We start from the raw sequence: 20,226 nt of genomic DNA on the forward strand, positions 1-20,226 counted from the left end.
ATGGCGGACGATCCCCTCGTCATCGGCGGTACGGCGTTCTCGTCCCGCCTGATCATGGGCACGGGCGGGGCGCCCAGCCTGGAGGTGCTGGAGCGGGCGCTGGTCGCCTCCGGCACGGAGCTGACGACCGTCGCGATGCGGCGCGTGGACCCCTCGGTGCGGGGTTCGGTGCTGTCGGTGCTGGACCGGCTCGGCATCCGCGTCCTGCCGAACACGGCGGGCTGCTTCACCGCCGGCGAGGCCGTGCTGACGGCGCGGCTGGCACGGGAGGCGCTCGGTACGGACCTGATCAAACTGGAGGTCATCGCCGACGAGCGGACGCTGCTGCCGGACCCGGTGGAGCTGCTCGACGCGGCGGAGACGCTGGTGGACGACGGGTTCACGGTGCTGCCGTACACGAACGACGATCCGGTGCTGGCGCGGAAGCTGGAGGACGTCGGCTGTGCGGCGGTCATGCCGCTGGGCTCGCCGATCGGGTCCGGGCTCGGCATCCGCAACCCGCACAACTTCGAGCTGATCGTGGAGAACGCGCGTGTGCCGGTGATTCTGGACGCCGGCGCGGGGACCGCGTCGGACGCGGCGCTGGCGATGGAGCTGGGGTGTGCGGGGGTGATGCTGGCCAGTGCGGTGACGCGGGCGCAGGAGCCGGTGCTGATGGCCGACGCGATGCGGCATGCCGTGGAGGCGGGGCGGTTGGCGTACCGGGCGGGGCGGATTCCGCGGCGGCACTTCGCGCGGGCGTCGTCGCCGGTGGAGGGGGTGGCTCGGCTGGATCCGGAGCGGCCGGCGTTCTGACGGACGGGGGGTGCCTGCGGGGTGCCGCCCGCCGGGGCGGGCACACCGCCCCGGCGCACGACCGGCCGCAGGCGCACCGCGTTGCCGCTGTCGGGGGAGCCTGTGTCTCCGGGTTGCCCGGGACGTCACAGGTCGGCTGCAGTCGGGGTGCGATCTTGTCGGGTGGGCAGGGGCGACGGTGGTGGCTCGTAGACTCGCGTGCGTGGACACGACCCTTCAGGACCCTCTCGTCGGGCAGGTGCTCGACGGTCGTTACCGCGTGGACGCGCGGATCGCGGTCGGCGGGATGGCCACGGTCTACCGGGCCGTGGACACCCGCCTGGACCGCGTGCTCGCGTTGAAGGTGATGCACCCCGCGCTCGCGTCGGACGGCACGTTCGTGGAGCGGTTCATCCGTGAGGCGAAGTCGGTCGCGCGGCTCGACCACCCCAATGTCGTCCAGGTCTTCGATCAGGGCACCGACGGGTCGTACGTGTATCTGGCGATGGAGTACATCGCCGGGTGCACGCTGCGGGACGTGCTGCGCGAGCGCGGGGCGCTGCAACCGCGGGCCGCGCTGGACATCCTGGAGCCGGTGCTGGCCGCGCTGGGCGCCGCGCACCGGGCCGGGTTCGTGCACCGCGACATGAAGCCGGAGAACGTCCTGATAGGGGACGACGGGCGGGTCAAGGTCGCCGACTTCGGTCTGGTGCGGGCCGTGGACACGGTCACGGACACCACCGGGGCGGTCCTCGGCACGGTCGCCTATCTGGCGCCGGAGCAGATCGAGCACGGCGTGGCCGATCCCCGCGTGGACGTGTACGCGTGCGGTGTCGTGCTGTACGAGATGCTGACCGGTGAGAAGCCGCACGACGCGGAGTCGCCCGCGACGGTGCTGTACAAGCATCTGCACGAGGACGTGCCGCCGCCGTCGGCCCTCGTGCCGGGGCTGGCGTTCGCGCTGGACGAGCTGGTGGCGTCGGCGACGGCGCGTACGGCGGAGGTCCGGCCGCACGACGCGGTGGCGCTGCTGGCGCAGGCCCGTGAGGCGCGCGCCGGTCTCACCGAGGAGCAGCTGGACGCCGTACCGCCGCAGGCGCGTGCCGTGGAGCACGACAACGCGGACGACCGTACGAGTGTCATCCCGCGTGCGCCGGCCGTGCCCAGGCCGCTGCCGGTGAACGAGGACGAGGGCGACGGGGCCGGGCGGGAGGAGTTCCACCGGACGAGCCGGCTGGAGGCGCCGCCGGTTTTGCCGCGGCGCCGTCAGGTGAGCCCGCGGCAGCGGGTCTGGGCGATCGTCGTCGCGGTGCTGGTGGTGCTCGGCCTGGGCGGGGGCGTCTGGTACATCAACTCGGGCCAGTTCACGAAGGTGCCTCCGCTGCTGGCGAAGACGGAGGCGCAGGCCCGTTCGGAGCTGGAGAAGGCCGGGCTGGACGTGTCCGTGCGGCGGGCGTACAGCGACACCGTGAAGCGGGGCACCGTGATCAGCACGGACCCTGCGCCGGGTGAGCGCATCCGCGGCAACGGCAGGGTGACGCTGACCGTGTCGCGCGGCCCGGAGACGGTGAAGGTGCCCGATCTGAAGGGCTACCGGCTGGAGAAGGCGCGGTCCGTGCTCAAGGACAGCGGTCTCGAACCGGGCATGGTCACGCGGGAGTTCAGCGACGACGTCCCGAAGGGCTTCGTGATCTCCACGAACCCGTCGGCCGGTACGGAGCGGCACGCGGACTCGGCGATCGCGCTGGTCGTCAGCAAGGGCAGCCCGGTGGACGTGCCGGATGTCACGGGCGAGGACCTGGCCGAGGCCAGGAGCGATCTGGAGGCCGCCGGGCTGAACGTCGTGGTGGCCGACGAGCGGGTGAACTCCGAGCACGACGCGGGGAAGGTCGCCGCGCAGACGCCGGAGAGCGGCAGCGAGGCCGCCGAGGGCGACACGGTGACGCTGACGCTGTCGAAGGGCCCGGAGATGGTGGTGGTCCCGGACGTGGTCGGCGACAGCGTGTCCGAGGCCAAGGAGAAGCTGAAGGCGGCCGGGTTCGAGGTCGACGAGGACCGGGGTCTGCTGGGCCTGTTCGGCGACACGGTGAAGAAGCAGTCCGTGAAGGGCGGCGAGCGGGCACCGAAGGGCTCCACCATCAAGATCACCATCCGGTGACGCACACCACCGTTTCCAGCCCGCCCGCGGTGCCGGGGCAGCCCGGACCGCGTGGCAGGCTGAACGGGTGACATCTGCTGACCTCGCGCATCGCCCCCTCCCTCGCAATCCCGTCGGCGCCCATGTCCCCGTCGCGGGCGGACTGCACAGCGTGGGACTGCCGTACGCCCGTGATCTGCGGGCGGAGGCCGTGCAGGTCTTCGTGGCCAATCCGCGCGGCTGGGCCACCCCGGCCGGGAACCCCCGGCAGGACGAGGCGTTCCGCGCGGCGTGCGCGGCGGAGTCGCTGCCGGTGTATGTGCACGCGCCGTATCTGATCAACTTCGGATCGCACACCGAGGCGACGGTGGAGCGGTCGGTGGAGTCGCTGCGGCACTCGCTGCGGCGCGGCCGGGAGATCGGCGCGCTGGGCGTGGTGATGCACACCGGAAGTGCGACGGGCGGCCGGGACCGCGCGGTGGCGCTGAAGCAGGTACGGGAGCATCTGCTGCCGCTGCTGGACGAGCTGACCCACGACGACGACCCGTATCTGCTGCTGGAGTCCACCGCCGGGCAGGGCGCCTCGCTGTGCTCGCGGACCTGGGACTTCGGGCCGTACTTCGAAATGCTGGACGCCCATCCCCGGCTCGGCGTGTGCCTGGACACCTGCCACATCTTCGCCGCCGGGCACGACCTGACCGGGCCGCACGGCATGCGTCAGACACTGGATCTGCTGGTGGAGACGGTCGGTGAGGGCCGGCTGAGGCTGATCCACGCCAACGACTCCAAGGACGTGGCCGGGGCGCACAAGGACCGGCACGAGAACATCGGCGCGGGACACATCGGCGAGGAGCCGTTCCGCGCGCTGATGACGCACCCGGCGACGGCCGGTGTCCCGCTGGTGATCGAGACGCCGGGCGGCAAGGAGGGGCACGCGGCGGACGTGGAACGGCTGAAGAAGCTGCGCGACGGGTAGCCGGTCCGGGGCGGCGGGCCCTGACGCCGGTTCGGGGAGCGGCCCGGGGAGGGCCCTGACGCCGCTCCGGGAGCGGCCCGGGGAGGGCGTCCTCACTCCGGTCCGGGGCCGGGTCCGTAAGGGGCCGACCCGCACGGGAATACCCCGGTGGGGTATGTGGTTCCACTCGATGCAGGAACCGTGATCCGACATCGGGGGCAGTCATGCAGCACGAGGCGCACACGGCACACCGGCACGCCGCCCACGAGACCCACGCCGCCCACGCCGGGCACACCGGCCCCGAGCACCACCGACACCACCGCACCTCCGGCACCGCCCCCGCCTCCTGGGCCGTGGCGGCGCAGGCCACGCTGCACTGCCTCACCGGCTGCGCCATCGGTGAGGTGCTCGGCCTGGTGATCGGCACCTGGCTCGGCTGGGGCAACGTCCCCACGATGGTGCTGGCCATCGCGCTGGCGTTCCTCTTCGGCTACTCGCTCACCCTGCGCGGCGTGACCGAGGCCGGCGTGGGCTTCCGCGCCGCCGTGCGGGTGGCGCTGGCGGCGGACACCCTGTCGATCGCCGTGATGGAGCTGATCGACAACGGCGTGATCGCGCTGTGGCCGGACGCGATGGACGCCCAGCTCGGCGACGCGCTGTTCTGGGGCGCGCTCGCGGCCTCGCTGACGATCGCGTTCCTGGTGACCACGCCGGTCAACAAGTGGATGATCGGCCGCGGCAAGGGGCACGCGGTGGTGCACCGGTACCACCACTGACACCGCGGGCCGGCGCGGGACTCAGAGCTCGGGGCCGTCCCCGGGCTCTTCCTGGTAGGAGTACCGCTGTTCCTTCCAGGGGTCGCCGATGTTGTGGTAGCCGCGCTCCTCCCAGAAGCCGCGCCGGTCGGCGGTCATGTACTCCACGCCGCGGACCCATTTGGGTCCTTTCCAGGCGTACAGATGGGGGACGATCAGGCGCAGCGGGAAGCCGTGCTCGGCGGTCAGCAGCTCGCCGTCCTTGTGGGTGGCGAACAGGGTGTGCTCGGCGGTGAAGTCGGACAGCCGCAGATTGGAGCTGAAGCCGTACTCCGCCCACACCATCACATGGGTGACGTCGGGGGCGGGCGGGGCGATGTCGAGGACGGCCCGGGCGGGGATGCCCTCCCACTCGGCGCCGAGCATGCTGAACTTCGTCACGCAGTGCAGATCGGCGACGACGGTGGTGTGCGGCAGGGCCGTGAACTCCTCGTGCGTCCACGAGTGCTTCTCGCCGTCGGCGGTGGCCCCGAAGACCCGGAAGTCCCAGCGCTCCGGCCGGAACTTGGGCACCGGCCCGTAGTGGGTGACCGGCCAGCCCTTCTGCACTCGCTGCCCCGGCGGAAGCTCGGACCGTGCTGCTTCTCCGCTCTCGCTCTCCACCGGCTGACCCATGACTCCATCCTGACAGACCCGGAGCAGTGCACAGGACCAGGCACCCCACCCAACCGGACATCTGACACTAAGCATGCACTTACTTACTAAGTGCGCACTTACTGGACGATCTTCTCTCACCGGTGCAATCATTCGGCCGCAACCCCTCCCCCGTCCCCTCCGTGGAAGGAGCCAGGCGCGATGCAGGGCGACCCCGAGGTCATCGAGTTCCTCAACGAGCAGCTGACCGGCGAGCTGACCGCCATCAACCAGTACTTCCTGCACGCCAAGATGCAGGAGAACTTCGGCTGGACGAAGCTCGCGAAATACACGCGGCACGAGTCGTTCGACGAGATGAAGCACGCGGAGGTGCTCACCGACCGGATCCTGTTCCTGGAGGGGCTGCCGAACTACCAGCGCCTGTTCCACGTACGCGTCGGGCAGACGGTGAAGGAGATGTTCGAGGCGGACCGGCAGATCGAGGTGGAGGCGATCGACCGCCTCCGGCGCGGCATCAAGGTCATGCGCGAGAAGGGCGACATCACGTCCGCGAACATCTTCGAGGACATCCTCGCGGACGAGGAGCACCACATCGACTACCTCGACACCCAGCTGGAGCTGCTGGAGAAGCTCGGCGAGGCGCTGTATCTGGCCCAGCTGATCGAGCAGCCGGAGAGCTGACAGAGCCGGCGCACCACCCGACACAGCCCTCGTACGACGGGGGCGAGATCCACGGAGCCACAGGGAGCCGCCGGGAGCCGCGCGGGCACCCCAAGGGCCCGAAGGGGCCGTACGGGGCCTACGGGCCTACGCCGCCTCGTCCAGGCGCTCCGGCGCCTCCAGGGAGGCGAGGACCGGCTTGCCCTCGTCGGCCAGCTCACGCCGGGGGCAGACACCACGGCCCAGCAGGGCCTGGATACGGCGGACGCACGAACCGCAGTCCGTGCCGGCCTTGCAGGCGGAGGCGATCCGGCGGGGCGTGCAGGCGCCGTTCTCCGCGTGCTGCTTGACCTGCTGCTCGGTGACGCCGAAGCAAGAGCACACGTACACGCGGATCACCTCCCGCCGGGGATCGAATGTCTGGTGCCGTCCCCGTTGATCGGTGAGGCAAACCTAACCTTACCCATAGATGTGCGGTCGCAAAAGTGGCGCGGGGCGCGGATCGGGTGTGATCCGCGCCCCATCAAGTGGCCGAAAGTCGCCGTGGAACGGCGGAAAGGTCACTGGTCCCGGTACATCTCCGCGACCAGGAACGCCAGGTCCAGCGACTGGCTGCGGTTGAGCCGCGGGTCGCAGGCGGTCTCGTACCGCTGGTGCAGGTCGTCGACGAAGATCTCGTCGCCGCCGCCCACGCACTCGGTGACGTCGTCGCCGGTCAGCTCCACGTGGATGCCGCCGGGGTGCGTACCGAGCGACTTGTGCACCTCGAAGAACCCCTTGACCTCGTCGAGCACATCGTCGAAACGGCGCGTCTTGTGACCGGAGGCCGCCTCGAAGGTGTTGCCGTGCATCGGGTCGGTCACCCACGCCACGGTGGCACCGGAGGCGGTGACCTTCTCGACCAGCTCGGGCAGCTTGTCGCGGATCTTGTCCGCGCCCATCCGCACGATGAAGGTCAGCCGGCCCGGCTCCCGCTCGGGGTCGAGACGCTCGATGTACCGCAGCGCCTCCTCGGCCGTCGTGGACGGGCCGAGCTTGATGCCGATCGGGTTGCGGATCTTCGACGCGAACTCGATGTGCGCGTGGTCCAGCTGCCGGGTGCGCTCACCGATCCACACCATGTGCGCCGAGACGTCGTACAGCTGCCCGGTGCGCGAGTCGACGCGGGTCAGCGCCGTCTCGTAGTCGAGCAGCAGCGCCTCGTGCGAGGAGAAGAACTCGACGGTCTTGAACTCCTCCGGGTCCACCCCGCAGGCGTGCATGAAGTTCAGCGCGTTGTCGATCTCCCGCGCGAGCTGCTCGTAGCGCTGGCCCGACGGGGACGACTTCACGAAGTCCTGGTTCCAGGCGTGCACCTGCCGCAGATCGGCGTAGCCGCCGGTGGTGAAGGCGCGCACCAGGTTCAGCGTCGAGGCCGACGCGTGGTACATGCGCTTCAGCCGCTCCGGGTCCGGGATGCGGGAGGCCTCGGTGAACTCGAAGCCGTTGACCGAGTCGCCCCGGTAGACCGGCAGGGTCACACCGTCACGGGTCTCGGTCGGCTTGGAGCGCGGCTTGGAGTACTGACCGGCGATCCGGCCCACCTTCACGACGGGCACGGACGCGGCGTACGTGAGCACGGCGCCCATCTGGAGCAGCGTCTTCAGCTTGTTGCGGATGTGGTCCGCGGACACCGCGTCGAAGGCCTCGGCGCAGTCGCCGCCCTGGAGGAGGAACGCCTCTCCCTTGGCGACGGCCGCCATCCGGGCACGCAGCTGGTCGCACTCGCCCGCGAAGACGAGCGGCGGATACGACTCGAGGTCCGCGATCACTGCGCGCAGAGCCTCGGGGTCGGGGTACTCGGGCTGCTGCGCCGCGGGCAGGTTTCGCCAGGTGTTGCCAGCGCCGAGGCTGGTCTTAGCGTTCACGGTCACCCCCACAACATTACGCGGCCGTTGCGGCCGTCCATGCCGTGGCTCAACAGATGAGACAAGCGGGGCTCATCGCAAGACGAGCCCCGCCCATTTCGCCGTGCCCGGTGTCAGTGCAGGTTCTGCACCGCCGGGTCGCTGAAGCCGACGGTGAAGACCGTGCGGAGGGACAGGTTGCCGGCGCCGGTGTGGTGCCGGCAGGCGTCCGTGGTCTCGCTCTCCGGTACGGCCTTGAACTCGCTGTGCTGCGACCGCAGGGTGCTGCCCGCGCAGATGCCCTCGGTCAGCCCCCACAGCTCGTCCACGGTCTGCGTGCCGAGCCTGGGCCAGTGGCTCAGGGCCTGCGGCGGGCCCGCCGCCCAGTTGCCGCCGGCCGCGCAGCTGGTGCCGGCGCGCGTGTCACCGACCCAGGTGTGCGAGTACACGCCGGGCTTGGTGCCGCAGCCCTTGTGGAAGCCGAAGTGCAGCACGCCCTGGGCGTCGGTCCAGGTCATGCCCCCCTGAAGCCCACGGTAGCGGGAGGCGGCGTACGCGTCCTGGATCACGGTCCTCCCGCCGGACATGTTGAGCAGGCCCGGATAGGAGGAGGCGCTGGTCGGGTTGAGCTGGTAGCGCACCACCCGGCCGCCGTCGACATAGCCGTGCCACTCGCCGGCGACCAGCTTGTAGGGGCCGCCGCCGGTCTTGTCCAGGGACAGCCACGAGAAGCACAGCCGGTCGGGGTCGATGCTGTTGCCGGAGCAGTCGGACGGGGTGCCCGCCTGCTTGTAGTAGTGCACCTCCGGCAGCACGTACGGGTAGCCGCAGGCACTGGACCGGCCGCCGGAGATGCCGTAGGTGCTGACGCCCGAGCCGTAGGTGTCCACCTTGGCCATCTTGTTGATGTCGAAGACCCGGATGCCGTGCGCGGTGTCCGTGACGTAGATGTAGTTCGCGTACCAGACGATGCCGCCGCCGTGCCCGGTGACGTACTTGAAGCCGCTGCCCGAGCCGGTGGGCTCCACCAGCAGGACGTGCCGGTACTTGAGGGTGTCCCGGTCGAGGAAGGTCAGCTTCAGCAGGTTGTTGGTCTTGCAGCCCGCCGAGGTCTCGCCGCTGAGAGTCCGGTAGTGCCAGGCGACCGCCGCGACCCGGCGGTCCTGGATCGCGCCGTCGCCGCCGTCGGCGGTGCCGGTGGTGCTCATGCCCTGCGGCCACCAGTGCGGGGTGGTGTCGTCGGTGTGCGCGCTCGACCAGCACCAGGCGTTCTTGGTGCCCACCGGGGGCAGCGCCTTGGTCTCGGTGCCGGTGCAGGAGCGCATGGACCGCAGGTTCATCCAGCTGTCGGCCGCCCCGGACGAGTTGGTCGTGAAGTTCGTGGTGACGACGTCCGTGAGGTCGACGTGCTTGGTGAGGTGGTCGTTGTAGAGCTTGTTCGTGGCCGACACGAAGCTGGTGTCGGTCAGTTTGAAGCGGTCGGCGCCGAGCGAGAGCTTCGTCATCGTCGGCGACTCCGCGGCCGTGGCGGGCTGCGCCGTCAGAGCCGTGAGCAGCGCCGCGCCGGCCGCGACCCAGGCCAGCAGCCTGGATCCCCGTATGCGTCCCATAACGTCCTTTCGCGAAGTCGAGTGGGACATGCCATGAAGAACAGGCGGTGATCGTATGCCCTTCGCGGGTGCGGCTGCGTCGGGTAGGGTGGCCCGCATGTTCGCGCTCAGGAACCAGAACTGGTGGTGGACCGCTTCTCCGGCGGCCCACTGACGCGCGTACGCACCGACTTCGCGAAGGCCGCCCGAGGGGCGGCCTTCGGCGTTCCAGGGGCCGGGCCGTTCCTCCCACGAGAAGGACACGGACCCATGACCCAGCCCGATCTGCTCGCCCTGCTGGACGACCCCCGCCCCTTCGCCCTGCTGCGCCGCCGCACGCCGGGCCACGACGAGGACACGGTGGAGCTGCTGCTCGGCCCGGTGAGCGAGCGCGAGCGGCTCGCCGACCTGCCCGACCGGTGCCTTGCGCTGGTGCCGTTCCGGCAGATCAGGGAGCGCGGCTTCGACGTCCGCGACGACGGCACCCCGCTCGCGGTGCTGGTACCGCAGGAGTCGTACGTCTTCCCGCTCGACGAGGTGGTGGAGCGGCTGCCCGGACACGAGGTGCGGGTGCGGGGCGGCGGCTTCGATGTGAGCGACGAGGAGTACGCCGGGACCGTCGGGCGCGTCCTGCGTGAGGAGATCGGGCGGGGCGAGGGCGCCAACTTCGTGATCAGGCGCACGTACGAGGGCCGGGTCCCGGGGTTCTCCCGCGCCTACGCCCTCGCGCTGTTCCGGCGGCTGCTGGAGGGCGAGCGGGGCGCGTACTGGACGTTCGTCGTGCACACCGGGGACCGCACGCTCGTCGGGGCGAGTCCCGAGGTGCATGTGCGGATGTCCGGCGGCACGGTCGTGATGAACCCGATCAGCGGCACCTACCGCTATCCCGCCGAGGGGCCCACCCCTGAACATCTGCTGCGCTTCCTCGCCGACGGCAAGGAGATCGAGGAGCTGTCGATGGTGGTCGACGAGGAGCTGAAGATGATGTGCACCGTCGGCGACATGGGCGGTGTCGTCGTCGGCCCCCGGCTGAAGGAGATGGCGCACCTCGCGCACACCGAGTACGAGCTGCGCGGGAAGTCCTCGCTGGACGCGCGGGACGTGCTGCGGGAGACCCTGTTCGCGGCGACCGTCACCGGCTCGCCCGTGCAGAACGCGTGCCGGGTGATCGAGCGGCACGAATCCGGCGGGCGCGGCTACTACGCGGGGGCGCTGGCCCTGCTCGGCCGGGACACGGGCGGCGCGCAGACCCTGGACTCCCCCATCCTGATCCGCACCGCCGACATCGACGCCGACGGACGGCTGCGGGTGCCGGTCGGCGCGACGCTGGTGCGGGGCTCCGACCCGGAGAGCGAGGTGGCGGAGACCCACGCGAAGGCGGCGGGCGTGCTCGCGGCCCTGGGTGTCGTACGGCCGTCGCGGCCCCGCGCGGAGCACGCGCGCGTACGGCTCGCCGACGACCCGCGGGTGCGGGCCGCGCTCGACGGGCGCCGCTCCTCGCTCGCGCCGTTCTGGCTGCGGATGCAGGAGCGTTCCCAGGCCCTGGACGGGCATGCGCTGGTCGTCGACGGGGAGGACACCTTCACGGCGATGCTCGCGCACCTGCTGCGCGCGGGCGGGCTGGAGGTGACCGTACGGCGGTACGACGAGCCGGGGCTGCGCGGGAGCGTCCTCGCGCACGACGGACCGGTCGTGCTCGGCCCCGGCCCCGGCGACCCGTCGGACGAGGACGACCCGAAGATGCGTCTGCTGCGCGACGTGACCCGGGCGGTGCTCGCAAAGAACCGGCACGGGGTGCTCGGGGTGTGCCTCGGGCACGAGCTGATCGCGGCCGAGCTGGGGCTGGACATCGTCCGCAAGGAGGTGCCGTACCAGGGGGCGCAGACGGTGATCGACCTGTTCGGGCGTGCCGAGACCGTCGGCTTCTACAACAGCTTCGTCGCCCGCTGCGACGACGATGCGGCCGTGGAGCTGGCCGCGCACGGCATCGACGTGAGCCGCGGCGCCACGGGCGAGGTGCACGCGCTGCGCGGCGCCGGGTTCGCGGGCGTGCAGTTCCACCCGGAGTCGGTGCTCACGCTGAACGGCGCGGCGATCGTGCGGGAGCTGATCGGTCAGCTGCGGGGCACCAGCACGTTCTCCGAGCGGCGGCCCGCGAAGTAGTCCTGGACATTGCCCAGGGTGGTCTGGACGATCTGCGTGACGGCGTCCTCGGTGTAGTACGCCTGGTGCGAGGTGACCAGCACGTTCGGGAAGGTGACCAGGCGGGCCAGTGTGTCGTCCTCGATGGCCTGGAGGGACTTGTCGAGGAAGAACAGGCCCGCCTCGGCCTCGTACACATCGAGGCCGACGCCGGTGAAGCGGCCCGCGCGCAGCTCGTCGACGAGGGCGGCGGTGTCGATGAGGCCGCCGCGACTGGAGTTGACCAGGATCGCGTCGTCCTTCATCGACTTCAGCGCGGCGGCGTCGATGAGGTGCTGGGTGGCGGGCAGCAGCGGCACATGCAGGGTGATCAGGTCGGACTCGGCGAGCAGCCGCTCCTTGGACACGTACTCCATGCCGAGGTTCACGCAGGCCGGGTTCTCGGCGATGTCCCAGCCGAGCAGCCGCATGCCGAAGCCGTGCGCGATACGCGCGAACGCCTCGCCGATCTTGCCGGTGCCGAGGACGCCCGCGGTGCGGCCGTGCATGTCGCGGCCCATCAGCCCGTCGAGGCGGAAGTCGAAGTCACGGGTGCGGGTGGAGGCGCGGACGATGCGCCGGTTGACCGCCATGGCGAGGGTCCAGGCGAACTCGGCGACCGAGTACGGCGAGTAGTACGACACGCGGGCGACGGTCAGGCCGAGGCGTTCCGCGACGGCCAGGTCGATGTTGTTGAAGCCGGTGGAGCGCTGGGCGATCATCCGGGTGCCGCCGGAGGCGAGCATCTTCAGGACGTTGCTGCCGAGGTCGGCGTTGACGCTGGAGGAGATCACCTCGTGGCCCACGGCGATGGGCGCGGTGTCCTCGTTGAGGAACATGTCCAGGCAGCGGATGCCGTGGTGGCCGGCGAACGCCTTCTCCAGCATCGGCTTCTCGTCGGCCTGCACACCGAAGGCCAGGATCTCCATGGGCGCTCCCCGTCCGGTCGGCTACGGGGCGAATATACGACCGGGCCCGGGGCCCCGCCGGTCGGCCGAAGGTCCCGGCGTCCCGGCCGGAGGGCCCGCGGGCCGGGACGCACGGCGCCGGGCGGGGTCCGGGAGCCCCGGCACGGTCCGGGCCTCAGCCGAAGAACACCCCCGCCTCCGCGTACAGCTCGGGCGAGACCCGCTTGACGCGGGACGTGGCCTCGGCGATCGGGATGCGGATGACGTCGTTGCCGCGCAGGGCGACCGTCCTGCCGAAGTCGCGGTCGTGCACGGCGTCGATGGCGTGCAGGCCGAACCGGGTGGCGAGCCAGCGGTCGAAGGGGCTGGGCGTGCCGCCCCGCTGAAGATGGCCGAGGACGGTCGTGCGGGCCTCCTTGCCGGAGCGCTGTTCGATCTCCCGGGCGAGCCACTCCCCCACCCCCGACAGCCGTACCCCGGAGCCCCCCAGCCGCATCGAGCCGTCCGCCGGGCGGGCCCCGTCGGCGACGACCACGATCGGGGCGTACGACGCCCGGAAGCGGGAGGTGACCCAGGCGCAGACCTGCTCGACGTCGAAGGGCTGCTCGGGGACGAGGACGACGTTGGCGCCACCGGCCAGCCCGGCCCGCAGGGCGATCCAGCCGGTGTCGCCGCCCATCACCTCGACGACGAGGACCCGTTTGTGGGACTCGGCGGTGGTGTGCAGCCGGTCGATGGCGCTGGTGGCGACGCCGACGGCGGTGTCGTGGCCGATGGTGCAGTCGGTGCCCCACAGGTCGTTGTCTATGGTCTTCGGCACGCCGACTATCGGCAGCCCGTGCTCGTCGGCGAGCCGCGCGGCCGTGCCGAGGGTGTCGCGTCCGCCGACCGTGATCAGCGCGTCGAGGTCGTGCTCGGCGAGGTTCTCGCGGATGCGTCGGACACCGTCGGGGTGGTCGAGGGGGTGGGTGCGGGAGGTGCCGAGGACGGTGCCGCCGCGCGGCAGTGTGCCGCGTACGGCGCGGATGTCCAGGGGCACGGTGTCCCCGTCGAGCGGGCCGCGCCAGCCGTCGACGAAGCCGAGGAACTCGTCGCCGTAATGCTGGACGCCCTTGCGGACCACGGCCCGCACCACGGCGTTGAGGCCGGGGCAGTCCCGGCCACCGGTCAGTACTCCGACGCGCATGGGATGTCCCTCCGCGAGAGCATGGCTGCTCCTCCCACGCTAGGGCACGTCTTCCCGGTCTTGCCGCGGGTCGCGGGGTCCGGTACGCATTTCCCCACCGCCCTGGACGGGCGTGGGGGCACCCCCATGACCCCGCTCGGGTCGGCAGGAAGGCACCGCTGGTCGATGCGGCAAGATCGGAAAGACGCGCCCCGACGGGACGAGGGGCGCTGGTGCTCCCGACTCACGCGGATGCGCGGGCGTCGGGTCACTCCTCGTCGAGGCCGCGCTCTATGGCGTAGCGGACCAGTTCGACACGGTTGTGCAGCTGGAGCTTGCCGAGGGTGTTCTGGACGTGGTTCTGGACGGTGCGGTGGGAGATGACGAGGCGTTCGGCGATCTGCTTGTAGCTGAGGCCCTTGGCGACCAGGCGCAGCACCTCGGTCTCCCGGTCGGTGAGGCGGGGCGCCTCCGGCTCCTCGGCTCCGGCGCCTGCGGCGGGCGCGGGCTCGGCGGCGAGCCGGCGGTACTCGCCGAGGACGAGTCCGGCGAGGCCCGGCGTGAACACGGCGTCGCCCTCGGCGGTGCGGCGCACCGCGTCCTGCAGTTCCTCGGTGGACGCCGATTTCACCAGGTAGCCGGTGGCGCCGGACTTCACGGCCTCCAGCACGTCGGCGTGCTCTCCGCTGGCGGACAGCACCAGCACGCGGACGGTGGGCCGGTCGGCGACCACTTCCTTGCACACCTGCACGCCGGGCTTGCCGGGCAGGTTGAGGTCGAGGACCAGCACATCGGGTGCGGCGGCCTTGGCGCGGCGTACGGCCTGCTCGCCGTCGCCGGCGGTGGCGACCACCTCGAACCCGGACTCGGCGAGGTCGCGGGCGACCGCGTCGCGCCACATGGGGTGGTCGTCGACCACCATGACCTTGATGGGCCCCTTGTCGTGCTGTGCGCTGTCGCTCACCGCTGTTCCGCCTTCCCCCGTGTCGTCGTGCTGTGCTTCGGTACCGTCAGTTCGACCTCGGTGCCCTGGCCGGGCACGGAGATCCACTCGGCGCTGCCGCCGAGGTCGCGCAGCCGCCCGCGGATGGACAGGGCCACGCCGAGGCGTCCCTCGTGCTCGGCCTGCGCCAGCCGGCCCTCGGGGATGCCGGGCCCGTCGTCCCGTACGGTCACGACGACCCGGTCGGGTTCGTCCTCGACGAGGATCCACGCGCGTGCCTGCTCGCCGGCGTGCACGCGCACGTTGTCGAGGGCGGCGCCGACGGCGGCGGCGAGTTCCCGCGCGGCGGGCGGCGCGAGTTCCACGGGGGCTCCGGGCTCGGCGAGGCTGACCCGGGCCCCGGCGTAGGGGGCGAGCAGGGTGCGCAGGTCGACGGGGGTGTCGGCGCCCTCGGGCGGGTCCTCCACGACGCGTACGACCGCTCCTTGCGCGGTGTCCTCAAAGACCCGGGAGACGGGGCGCAGTCCGCCGGAGACCAGGGTGCGCAGCGCCACTTCCTGCTCGCCGGCGAGCCGTCCCAGCTCGGCGGCCTCGCCGCCGATGACGGCGCCGCGCCGCTGCACCATGGCGAGGACCTGGAGGACGCTGTCGTGGATGTCCCGGGCGAGGCGTTCTCTTTCCCGGCTGGCGGCCTCGATCTCCAGGGCGCGGGCGAGGGTGCGTTCGGAGGCCCGGGCGACCTCGACGACGTAGCCGATGGCGATGGAGGCGACCCAGACGAGGATGACGTTGTGGACGGTGTCGCGGGCCGGGGTGCCGCGTTCGATCAGGTTGACCACGGCGACGGCGGTGGAGGCGTACGCGGCCCAGCGCCAGCCGCCCTTGACGGCGAAGGCGAGGACGGAACCGGCGGTCCATATCGACGGCAGGGTCGGCCCGCCGTCCATGATCCGCTGGTGGGAGTCGGCGACCGGGGTGAGGAGGATGCCGGTGAGCGCGACGGCGAGGTCGACGGCGAGGAAACGGCGGGTGCAGCGGGCTTCGCCGGCCACCCTGGGGAGGGTGGCGAGGGTCCACACGCACAGCACGCCGTAGTAGGCGATCGCGACCCAGGGGCGTACGAACTGGTCGTAGGCGGTGGCGAACAGGCCGACCGCGTACAGCATGGTGAGGACGCGGTAGCCGGCGAGCGCACGCCACAGCGGCAGCTCGACCGACATGCGCATGACTTTCTCGCGTGCCGCCACGTCCCCCAGCCCCCCGGTGTCCGCCCCAGTCCAGGCCCTGTTGCTGCCCAGGCCCTGTGCGGCCCAGGCCGTGTCCGGCCTAGGCGTCCTTCTCCTTCTTCGCCTGTTCCTTCTCGGCCTTGGCGAGCGCCGCCTTGGCCTCCTTCTCCGCCTTGGCCGCCTCGGCGATCTGCCGCTTGGCGGCGGTCGCGTACATGTCGACGTACTCCTGGCCGGAGAGCTTCATGATCTCGTACATGACCTCGTCGGTCACCGCCCGCAGCACGAACCGGTCGTGCTCCATGCCCTGGTAGCGGGTGAAGTCCAGCGGCTTGCCGATGCGGATGCCGGGCCGCATGACCTTCGGGACGACCTTCCCCGGCGGCTGGATCTTCTCCGTGTCGATCATCGCGACGGGGATCACGGGCGCTCCTGTGGCGAGCGCCACACGCGCGAGGCCGCCGGGCTTGCCCCGGTAGAGACGGCCGTCGGGCGAGCGGGTGCCCTCCGGGTAGATCCCGAACAGCTCACCGCGCTCCAGCACCTCGATACCGCTCTTGATCGCGGCCTCGCCCGCGCCGCGCACCCCGGAGCGGTCCACGGGCAGCTGGCCCACGCCCTTGAAGAACGCCGCGGTCAGCCGGCCCTTCACGCCGGGGGTGGTGAAGTACTCGGCCTTCGCGATGAAGGTGACCTTCCGGTCGAGCACCGCCGGCAGGAAGAACGAGTCGGAGAACGACAGGTGATTGCTCGCCAGGATCGCCGGGCCCTCGGCTGGAACGTTCTCCAGGCCCTCCACCCAGGGCCTGAAGACGAGCTTCAGCGAACCCCCGACGGTGACCTTCATCGCGCCGTACAACAACCGAGTGCCTCCTGATGTGTGTCGATCAGACCTTAACCCCAAGGACGCCGAACAGCCCGACGGCCCTGGTCGGTGTCAGTGCGGTCGCGTACGGTGAACCCACACCTGGACGTTGCTCATGCCTCTCTCATGAACAGGAGACCGAAGTGGCGGTCCTTCCTGGAGCCGAGCCGTACCGCCATGAGGGCGGGGAGGTCGGGGTTCTCCTCTGTCACGGCTTCACCGGTTCCCCGCAGTCGCTTCGCCCGTGGGCGGAGCACCTCGCCGAGCACGGGCTGACCGTGTCGCTCCCGCTGCTGCCCGGGCACGGGACCCGCTGGGAGGACATGGCGGTCACCGGCTGGCAGGACTGGTACGCGGAGGTGGACCGTGAGCTGCGTGTGCTGCGGGACCGGTGCGCGCGGGTGTTCGTCGCGGGCCTGTCGATGGGCGGCGCGCTGGCGCTGCGGCTGGCGGCCCGGCACGGGGACGCCGTCAGCGGGGTGATCGTCGTGAACCCGGCGAACAAGGTCCACGGCGTGGCCGCGCACGCCCTGCCCGTGGTGCGGCATCTGGTGCGGGCGACGAAGGGCATCGCCAGCGACATCGCCAAGCCGGGCGTGGCCGAGCTGGGGTACGACAAGGTGCCGCTGCACTGCGCGCACTCGCTGCGGAACTTCCTGCGGATGGTCGACGGGGAGCTGCCGCAGGTCACGCAGCCGCTGTTGCTGCTGCACAGCCCGCAGGACCATGTGGTGCCGCCCGCGGACTCGGCGCGGATCCTGTCGCGGGTCTCCTCGCTGGACGTGCGGGAGGTGCTGCTGGAACAGAGCTACCACGTGGCGACGTTGGACCACGATGCGGAGCGGATCTTCGAGGAGAGCCTCGCCTTCATCGGCCGGCTCGCTCCCAGTGTCGGCAAGGAAGGGACGACGGCAGGTGGCTGAGCACGACGCGGACCGCGAGGACGGGCGCGACGAGCCGGAGGAGCAGAGCGTCCCCTTCGACGAGGAGGCGGCTTGGAAGGCGATCGTGGCGGCGTACGGCGAGGAGCCGGCCGACCCGCCGGGCGCCAAGCCGTTCCGGTCGGTGGAGGACCTGGCGCTGCCGGAGCCGGCCGGCGACGACGACTCCGCCCAGGCACCGCAGGCCCCGCAGGCCACGCTGGACAGGACGGACACCAAGGACAAGCCGGCGACCCCGCTGGGCGGCTCGGTCTCCTTCGCGCCCGGGGTCGGCGGGCCGCGCGACTACTCGCTGCCCGAGCCGTCCGACGACGACTTCGACGAGGACGACGAGGGTCACTTCGTCCCGCCGGAGCCGCCACCGCTGCCCGAGGCCGACGCGACGGCGAAGTTCGCCTGGCTGGGCGTGCTGGGCGGCCCGGTCCTGCTGCTGCTCGCGGTCGTGCTCGGCTGGGACATGACCTGGTGGCTGGCGACCGTGGGCATCGGCGGCTTCCTCGGCGGGTGCGCGACGCTGGTGATGCGGATGCGCACGGACGACGAGGACGACGGCGATCCGGGGCGGGGGGCCGTGGTCTGACGGGGGCTGTCGTCTGCCGGGGCCGAGGTTCCCGTCGGATGCTAGGGCGCCGGGATGCGTACGGCCGCCAGGACCGGCAGATGGTCGGTGGCCGCCCTCAGGTCCGCGTCGGTCACTCCGGGGTGGCCGTGGGGCACTCCGCAGCCGAGGACCTCGACGCCGTCCGTGGCGAAGACCGCGTCGATGCGCTGATGCGGATCGGACGGCGTCCAGGTTGCCTCGCCGCCCCAGGGGGCGACGGCCCGGCAGTCCTGGAGCCGCTCTGCGATCCGGCGGAACGTGCGGCCTTCGGGCCCCTCGTTGAGGTCGCCGCCCGCGATGACGTGCGGTACGTCCAGCGCCGCGATCCGGTCGAGGAACATGCCGCCCTGCTCGTACCGCTCGCTGCGGTCCAGGGAGAGATGGCAGGAGACCACGCCCAGGCGGACCCCGCCGAAGCGGACCACGGCCGTGGACAGGCCCCGCCGGTGCAGGCCGGGCGTGAGGGGCAGCAGGACGTCCTCGGTGCGTTCGACGGTGGCCCGCAGGCCGCACAGCAGGGCGGGCCCGGACGCGGTGGCCCCGCCGGAGAGGATCACCAGGTCGGCGGCGCGGGCCAGCCGGGCGAGCTTCTTGCGCCAGCGGAAGAAGCGGGGCGCCTCCTGGACGAGGACCAGATCGGGGGCGCAGGCCTTGATGACGCGGGCGAGGGCGTCGGTGTCGTCGCGCATCGAACGGATGTTGTAGCTCAGGACGCGCAGCACGACCGAACCGTCCGGCGCGGTGCGGGAGTTGGGGAGCGGCTCCATGTGGATCAATGTACGCCCGCAAGCGCAGGGCGCGGGGGTGGCGCGGCCCACCGGTCGCCGGTGGCTCGTCGCGCCGCTCCCCGCGCCCGTGCGGTGACGGTTACATGATCGGGTCGGGCTCGCGGGCCAGGTCGGCCGCGCCCACGAGGCCGGCCTTGTTGCCCAGTTCCGCGGCGCGGACCTCGGCGACGGGACGCCAGTTGCCGCCGACGAGCCAGCGCTTGTACGACTTGCGGATCGGGTCGAGGACCAGTTCGCCCTCGTCGGAGAGGCCGCCGCCGACGATGAACGCCGACGGGTCGAACAGGGAGGCGAGGTCGGCGAGGCCGGCGCCGACCCAGCGGGCCAGCTCACGGTAGGAGTCGACGGCGACCTTGTCGCCCTGCCGGGCGGCCATGGAGATGTGCTTGCCCTCGATGCCGTCGGGGGTGCCGTCGCCCAGGGACAGCAGCAGCTCGGCCCGCTCGGGGGTGGCGTTGGCGCGCTGCTTGGCGTAGCGGACGAGGGCGCGGCCGGAGGCGTACTGCTCCCAGCAGCCCTGCGAGCCGCAGCCGCACAGCAGGCCGTCCGGCACCATGCGGATGTGGCCGAACTCGGCGGCGACGCCGAAGTGGCCGCGGCGCAGCTTGTTGCCGATGATGATGCCGCCGCCGAGGCCGGTGCCGAGCGTGATGCAGATGACGTTCCGGTGGCCCTTGCCGGCGCCGAACTTGTACTCGCCCCAGGCGGCGGCGTTGGCGTCGTTCTCCACGACGACGGGCAGGCCGGTGCGCTCCTCGACCTCCGCCTTCAGCGGTTCGTTGCGCCAGTCGATGTTCGGCGCGAAGTAGACCGTCGAGCGCTGACGGTTGACGTATCCGGCGGCGCCGATGCCCACGCCCACGATGTCGTGCCCAGCTCGTGCGCCCTCCACGGCCGAGGCGATGGCGTCCACGATGGCCTCGGGCGTGGTGGGGGTCGGCACCTTGAAGGTCGAGAGGATGTTGCCTTCCTCGTCGACCACGCCGGCCGCGATCTTCGTGCCGCCGATGTCGACGCCGATGGTGAGTCCCATGAATCCCTCAGTTTCGGTCGAGCCCCGCTACGGCCAACGGTACCCGAGGCGTTTGCCCTGAGGTCGCGTCGTCCGCCCGGTGGACCGGGCGGACGACGCGACCTCAGGGCAAACGCCTCGGGTACCGTTGGCCGTAGCCTGTCTCTTTTACAAATCTCCGGTCCC

Annotated in this window: 20 protein-coding genes; 9 read left to right on the forward strand and 11 right to left on the reverse strand. The window is 71.5% G+C overall.

What is annotated here, in order from left to right; translation table 11 throughout:
- From MTQ10_RS03370 to MTQ10_RS03385, 4 genes are all read left to right on the forward strand, one after another.
- Complete coding sequence (locus MTQ10_RS03370; RefSeq protein ID WP_247462018.1) at window positions 1-795, forward strand: thiazole synthase; 795 nt, start codon at window positions 1-3, stop codon at window positions 793-795.
- 202 nt (window positions 796-997) lie between these two features.
- On the forward strand, window positions 998-2,932 hold the full coding sequence (pknB, locus tag MTQ10_RS03375) for a Stk1 family PASTA domain-containing Ser/Thr kinase (protein ID WP_247462019.1): 1,935 nt from the start codon (window positions 998-1,000) through the stop codon (window positions 2,930-2,932).
- 67 nt (window positions 2,933-2,999) lie between these two features.
- On the forward strand, window positions 3,000-3,887 hold the full coding sequence (locus MTQ10_RS03380) for a deoxyribonuclease IV (RefSeq protein WP_247462021.1): 888 nt from the start codon (window positions 3,000-3,002) through the stop codon (window positions 3,885-3,887).
- Window positions 3,888-4,090: 203 nt separating this feature from the next.
- Complete coding sequence (locus MTQ10_RS03385; RefSeq protein WP_247462023.1) at window positions 4,091-4,642, forward strand: DUF4396 domain-containing protein; 552 nt, start codon at window positions 4,091-4,093, stop codon at window positions 4,640-4,642.
- A 21-nt stretch (window positions 4,643-4,663) separates the two neighbouring features.
- Here MTQ10_RS03385 and MTQ10_RS03390 read toward each other — a convergent pair whose 3' ends face one another.
- Window positions 4,664-5,296 carry a sulfite oxidase-like oxidoreductase gene (locus tag MTQ10_RS03390; RefSeq protein ID WP_247462025.1) on the reverse strand — a complete coding sequence of 211 codons (633 nt, stop codon included), beginning with the start codon at window positions 5,294-5,296 and terminating at the stop codon, window positions 4,664-4,666.
- 180 nt (window positions 5,297-5,476) lie between these two features.
- On the opposite strand from MTQ10_RS03390, the gene bfr reads away from it, so the two are divergent.
- Entirely contained in the window at window positions 5,477-5,956 is a 480-nt protein-coding gene (gene bfr / locus MTQ10_RS03395) for a bacterioferritin (RefSeq protein ID WP_247462027.1), read from the forward strand.
- A 126-nt stretch (window positions 5,957-6,082) separates the two neighbouring features.
- On the opposite strand, the gene MTQ10_RS03400 is transcribed toward bfr, so the two are convergent.
- From MTQ10_RS03400 to MTQ10_RS03410, 3 genes are all read right to left on the reverse strand, one after another.
- Window positions 6,083-6,325, reverse strand: coding sequence for a (2Fe-2S)-binding protein (locus tag MTQ10_RS03400; RefSeq protein WP_374117555.1), 243 nt, complete (start codon window positions 6,323-6,325; stop codon window positions 6,083-6,085).
- 170 nt (window positions 6,326-6,495) lie between these two features.
- Entirely contained in the window at window positions 6,496-7,848 is a 1,353-nt protein-coding gene (locus tag MTQ10_RS03405; protein ID WP_247462032.1) for a class II 3-deoxy-7-phosphoheptulonate synthase, read from the reverse strand.
- A gap of 107 nt (window positions 7,849-7,955) precedes the next feature.
- Entirely contained in the window at window positions 7,956-9,431 is a 1,476-nt protein-coding gene (locus tag MTQ10_RS03410) for a hypothetical protein (RefSeq protein ID WP_247462034.1), read from the reverse strand.
- A 97-nt stretch (window positions 9,432-9,528) separates the two neighbouring features.
- Here MTQ10_RS03410 and MTQ10_RS31575 point away from each other — a divergent pair, with 97 nt between their 5' ends.
- Both MTQ10_RS31575 and MTQ10_RS03415 read left to right on the forward strand, forming a co-directional pair.
- Window positions 9,529-9,585 (forward strand): trp operon leader peptide, encoded by a 57-nt coding sequence (locus MTQ10_RS31575; protein ID WP_374117556.1) that lies wholly within the window; start codon window positions 9,529-9,531, stop codon window positions 9,583-9,585.
- 95 nt (window positions 9,586-9,680) lie between these two features.
- The gene (locus MTQ10_RS03415) at window positions 9,681-11,573 is read left to right on the forward strand and encodes an anthranilate synthase family protein (protein ID WP_247462036.1); all 1,893 of its coding nucleotides are present in this window, start codon (window positions 9,681-9,683) and stop codon (window positions 11,571-11,573) included.
- On the opposite strand, the gene MTQ10_RS03420 is transcribed toward MTQ10_RS03415, so the two are convergent.
- The 5 genes from MTQ10_RS03420 to MTQ10_RS03440 form a co-directional block, all read right to left on the reverse strand.
- Window positions 11,525-12,520, reverse strand: coding sequence for a 2-hydroxyacid dehydrogenase (locus MTQ10_RS03420; protein WP_247462037.1), 996 nt, complete (start codon window positions 12,518-12,520; stop codon window positions 11,525-11,527). The genes MTQ10_RS03415 and MTQ10_RS03420 overlap by 49 nt on opposite strands.
- A 154-nt stretch (window positions 12,521-12,674) precedes the next feature.
- Window positions 12,675-13,685 carry an ATP-dependent 6-phosphofructokinase gene (locus tag MTQ10_RS03425; RefSeq protein ID WP_247462040.1) on the reverse strand — a complete coding sequence of 337 codons (1,011 nt, stop codon included), beginning with the start codon at window positions 13,683-13,685 and terminating at the stop codon, window positions 12,675-12,677.
- 247 nt (window positions 13,686-13,932) lie between these two features.
- Window positions 13,933-14,586, reverse strand: a complete 654-nt coding sequence (locus tag MTQ10_RS03430; protein WP_247462056.1) for a response regulator — start codon at window positions 14,584-14,586, stop codon at window positions 13,933-13,935.
- Between the two features lie 38 nt (window positions 14,587-14,624).
- Window positions 14,625-15,854, reverse strand: coding sequence for a MacS family sensor histidine kinase (gene macS, locus MTQ10_RS03435; protein ID WP_247462042.1), 1,230 nt, complete (start codon window positions 15,852-15,854; stop codon window positions 14,625-14,627).
- 79 nt (window positions 15,855-15,933) lie between these two features.
- Window positions 15,934-16,680, reverse strand: a complete 747-nt coding sequence (locus MTQ10_RS03440; protein ID WP_247462057.1) for a lysophospholipid acyltransferase family protein — start codon at window positions 16,678-16,680, stop codon at window positions 15,934-15,936.
- A gap of 161 nt (window positions 16,681-16,841) precedes the next feature.
- Between MTQ10_RS03440 and MTQ10_RS03445 the strand changes: the two genes are divergently transcribed.
- Together MTQ10_RS03445 and MTQ10_RS03450 are read left to right on the forward strand one after the other, a co-directional pair.
- The gene (locus tag MTQ10_RS03445) at window positions 16,842-17,621 is read left to right on the forward strand and encodes an alpha/beta hydrolase (RefSeq protein WP_247462044.1); all 780 of its coding nucleotides are present in this window, start codon (window positions 16,842-16,844) and stop codon (window positions 17,619-17,621) included.
- Window positions 17,614-18,219, forward strand: coding sequence for a hypothetical protein (locus tag MTQ10_RS03450; RefSeq protein WP_247462046.1), 606 nt, complete (start codon window positions 17,614-17,616; stop codon window positions 18,217-18,219). The genes MTQ10_RS03445 and MTQ10_RS03450 overlap by 8 nt, the downstream gene beginning before the upstream one ends.
- Window positions 18,220-18,260: 41 nt before the next feature.
- On the opposite strand, the gene MTQ10_RS03455 is transcribed toward MTQ10_RS03450, so the two are convergent.
- Both MTQ10_RS03455 and MTQ10_RS03460 read right to left on the reverse strand, forming a co-directional pair.
- Window positions 18,261-19,007 (reverse strand): endonuclease/exonuclease/phosphatase family protein, encoded by a 747-nt coding sequence (locus tag MTQ10_RS03455; protein WP_247462048.1) that lies wholly within the window; start codon window positions 19,005-19,007, stop codon window positions 18,261-18,263.
- A gap of 100 nt (window positions 19,008-19,107) precedes the next feature.
- The gene (locus MTQ10_RS03460) at window positions 19,108-20,061 is read right to left on the reverse strand and encodes an ROK family glucokinase (RefSeq protein WP_247462050.1); all 954 of its coding nucleotides are present in this window, start codon (window positions 20,059-20,061) and stop codon (window positions 19,108-19,110) included.
- Window positions 20,062-20,226: the final 165 nt, after the last annotated feature.

The sequence above is a fragment of the Streptomyces sp. XM83C genome, from assembly GCF_023072675.1.
In the GTDB taxonomy this organism is placed as follows: domain Bacteria; phylum Actinomycetota; class Actinomycetes; order Streptomycetales; family Streptomycetaceae; genus Streptomyces; species Streptomyces thermocoprophilus.

Coding starts and splice junctions, on each gene's coding strand:
- MTQ10_RS03370 (WP_247462018.1), top strand. CDS start 1: ATGGCGGACGATCCCCTCGTCATCGGCGGTACGGCGTTCTCGTCCCGC.
- MTQ10_RS03385 (WP_247462023.1), top strand. CDS start 4,091: ATGCAGCACGAGGCGCACACGGCACACCGGCACGCCGCCCACGAGACC.
- MTQ10_RS03390 (WP_247462025.1), bottom strand. CDS start 5,296: ATGGGTCAGCCGGTGGAGAGCGAGAGCGGAGAAGCAGCACGGTCCGAG.
- bfr (WP_247462027.1), top strand. CDS start 5,477: ATGCAGGGCGACCCCGAGGTCATCGAGTTCCTCAACGAGCAGCTGACC.
- MTQ10_RS03410 (WP_247462034.1), bottom strand. CDS start 9,431: ATGGGACGCATACGGGGATCCAGGCTGCTGGCCTGGGTCGCGGCCGGC.
- MTQ10_RS03415 (WP_247462036.1), top strand. CDS start 9,681: ATGACCCAGCCCGATCTGCTCGCCCTGCTGGACGACCCCCGCCCCTTC.
- MTQ10_RS03420 (WP_247462037.1), bottom strand. CDS start 12,520: ATGGAGATCCTGGCCTTCGGTGTGCAGGCCGACGAGAAGCCGATGCTG.
- MTQ10_RS03425 (WP_247462040.1), bottom strand. CDS start 13,685: ATGCGCGTCGGAGTACTGACCGGTGGCCGGGACTGCCCCGGCCTCAAC.
- MTQ10_RS03430 (WP_247462056.1), bottom strand. CDS start 14,586: ATGGTGGTCGACGACCACCCCATGTGGCGCGACGCGGTCGCCCGCGAC.
- MTQ10_RS03440 (WP_247462057.1), bottom strand. CDS start 16,680: ATGAAGGTCACCGTCGGGGGTTCGCTGAAGCTCGTCTTCAGGCCCTGG.
- MTQ10_RS03455 (WP_247462048.1), bottom strand. CDS start 19,007: ATGGAGCCGCTCCCCAACTCCCGCACCGCGCCGGACGGTTCGGTCGTG.
- MTQ10_RS03460 (WP_247462050.1), bottom strand. CDS start 20,061: ATGGGACTCACCATCGGCGTCGACATCGGCGGCACGAAGATCGCGGCC.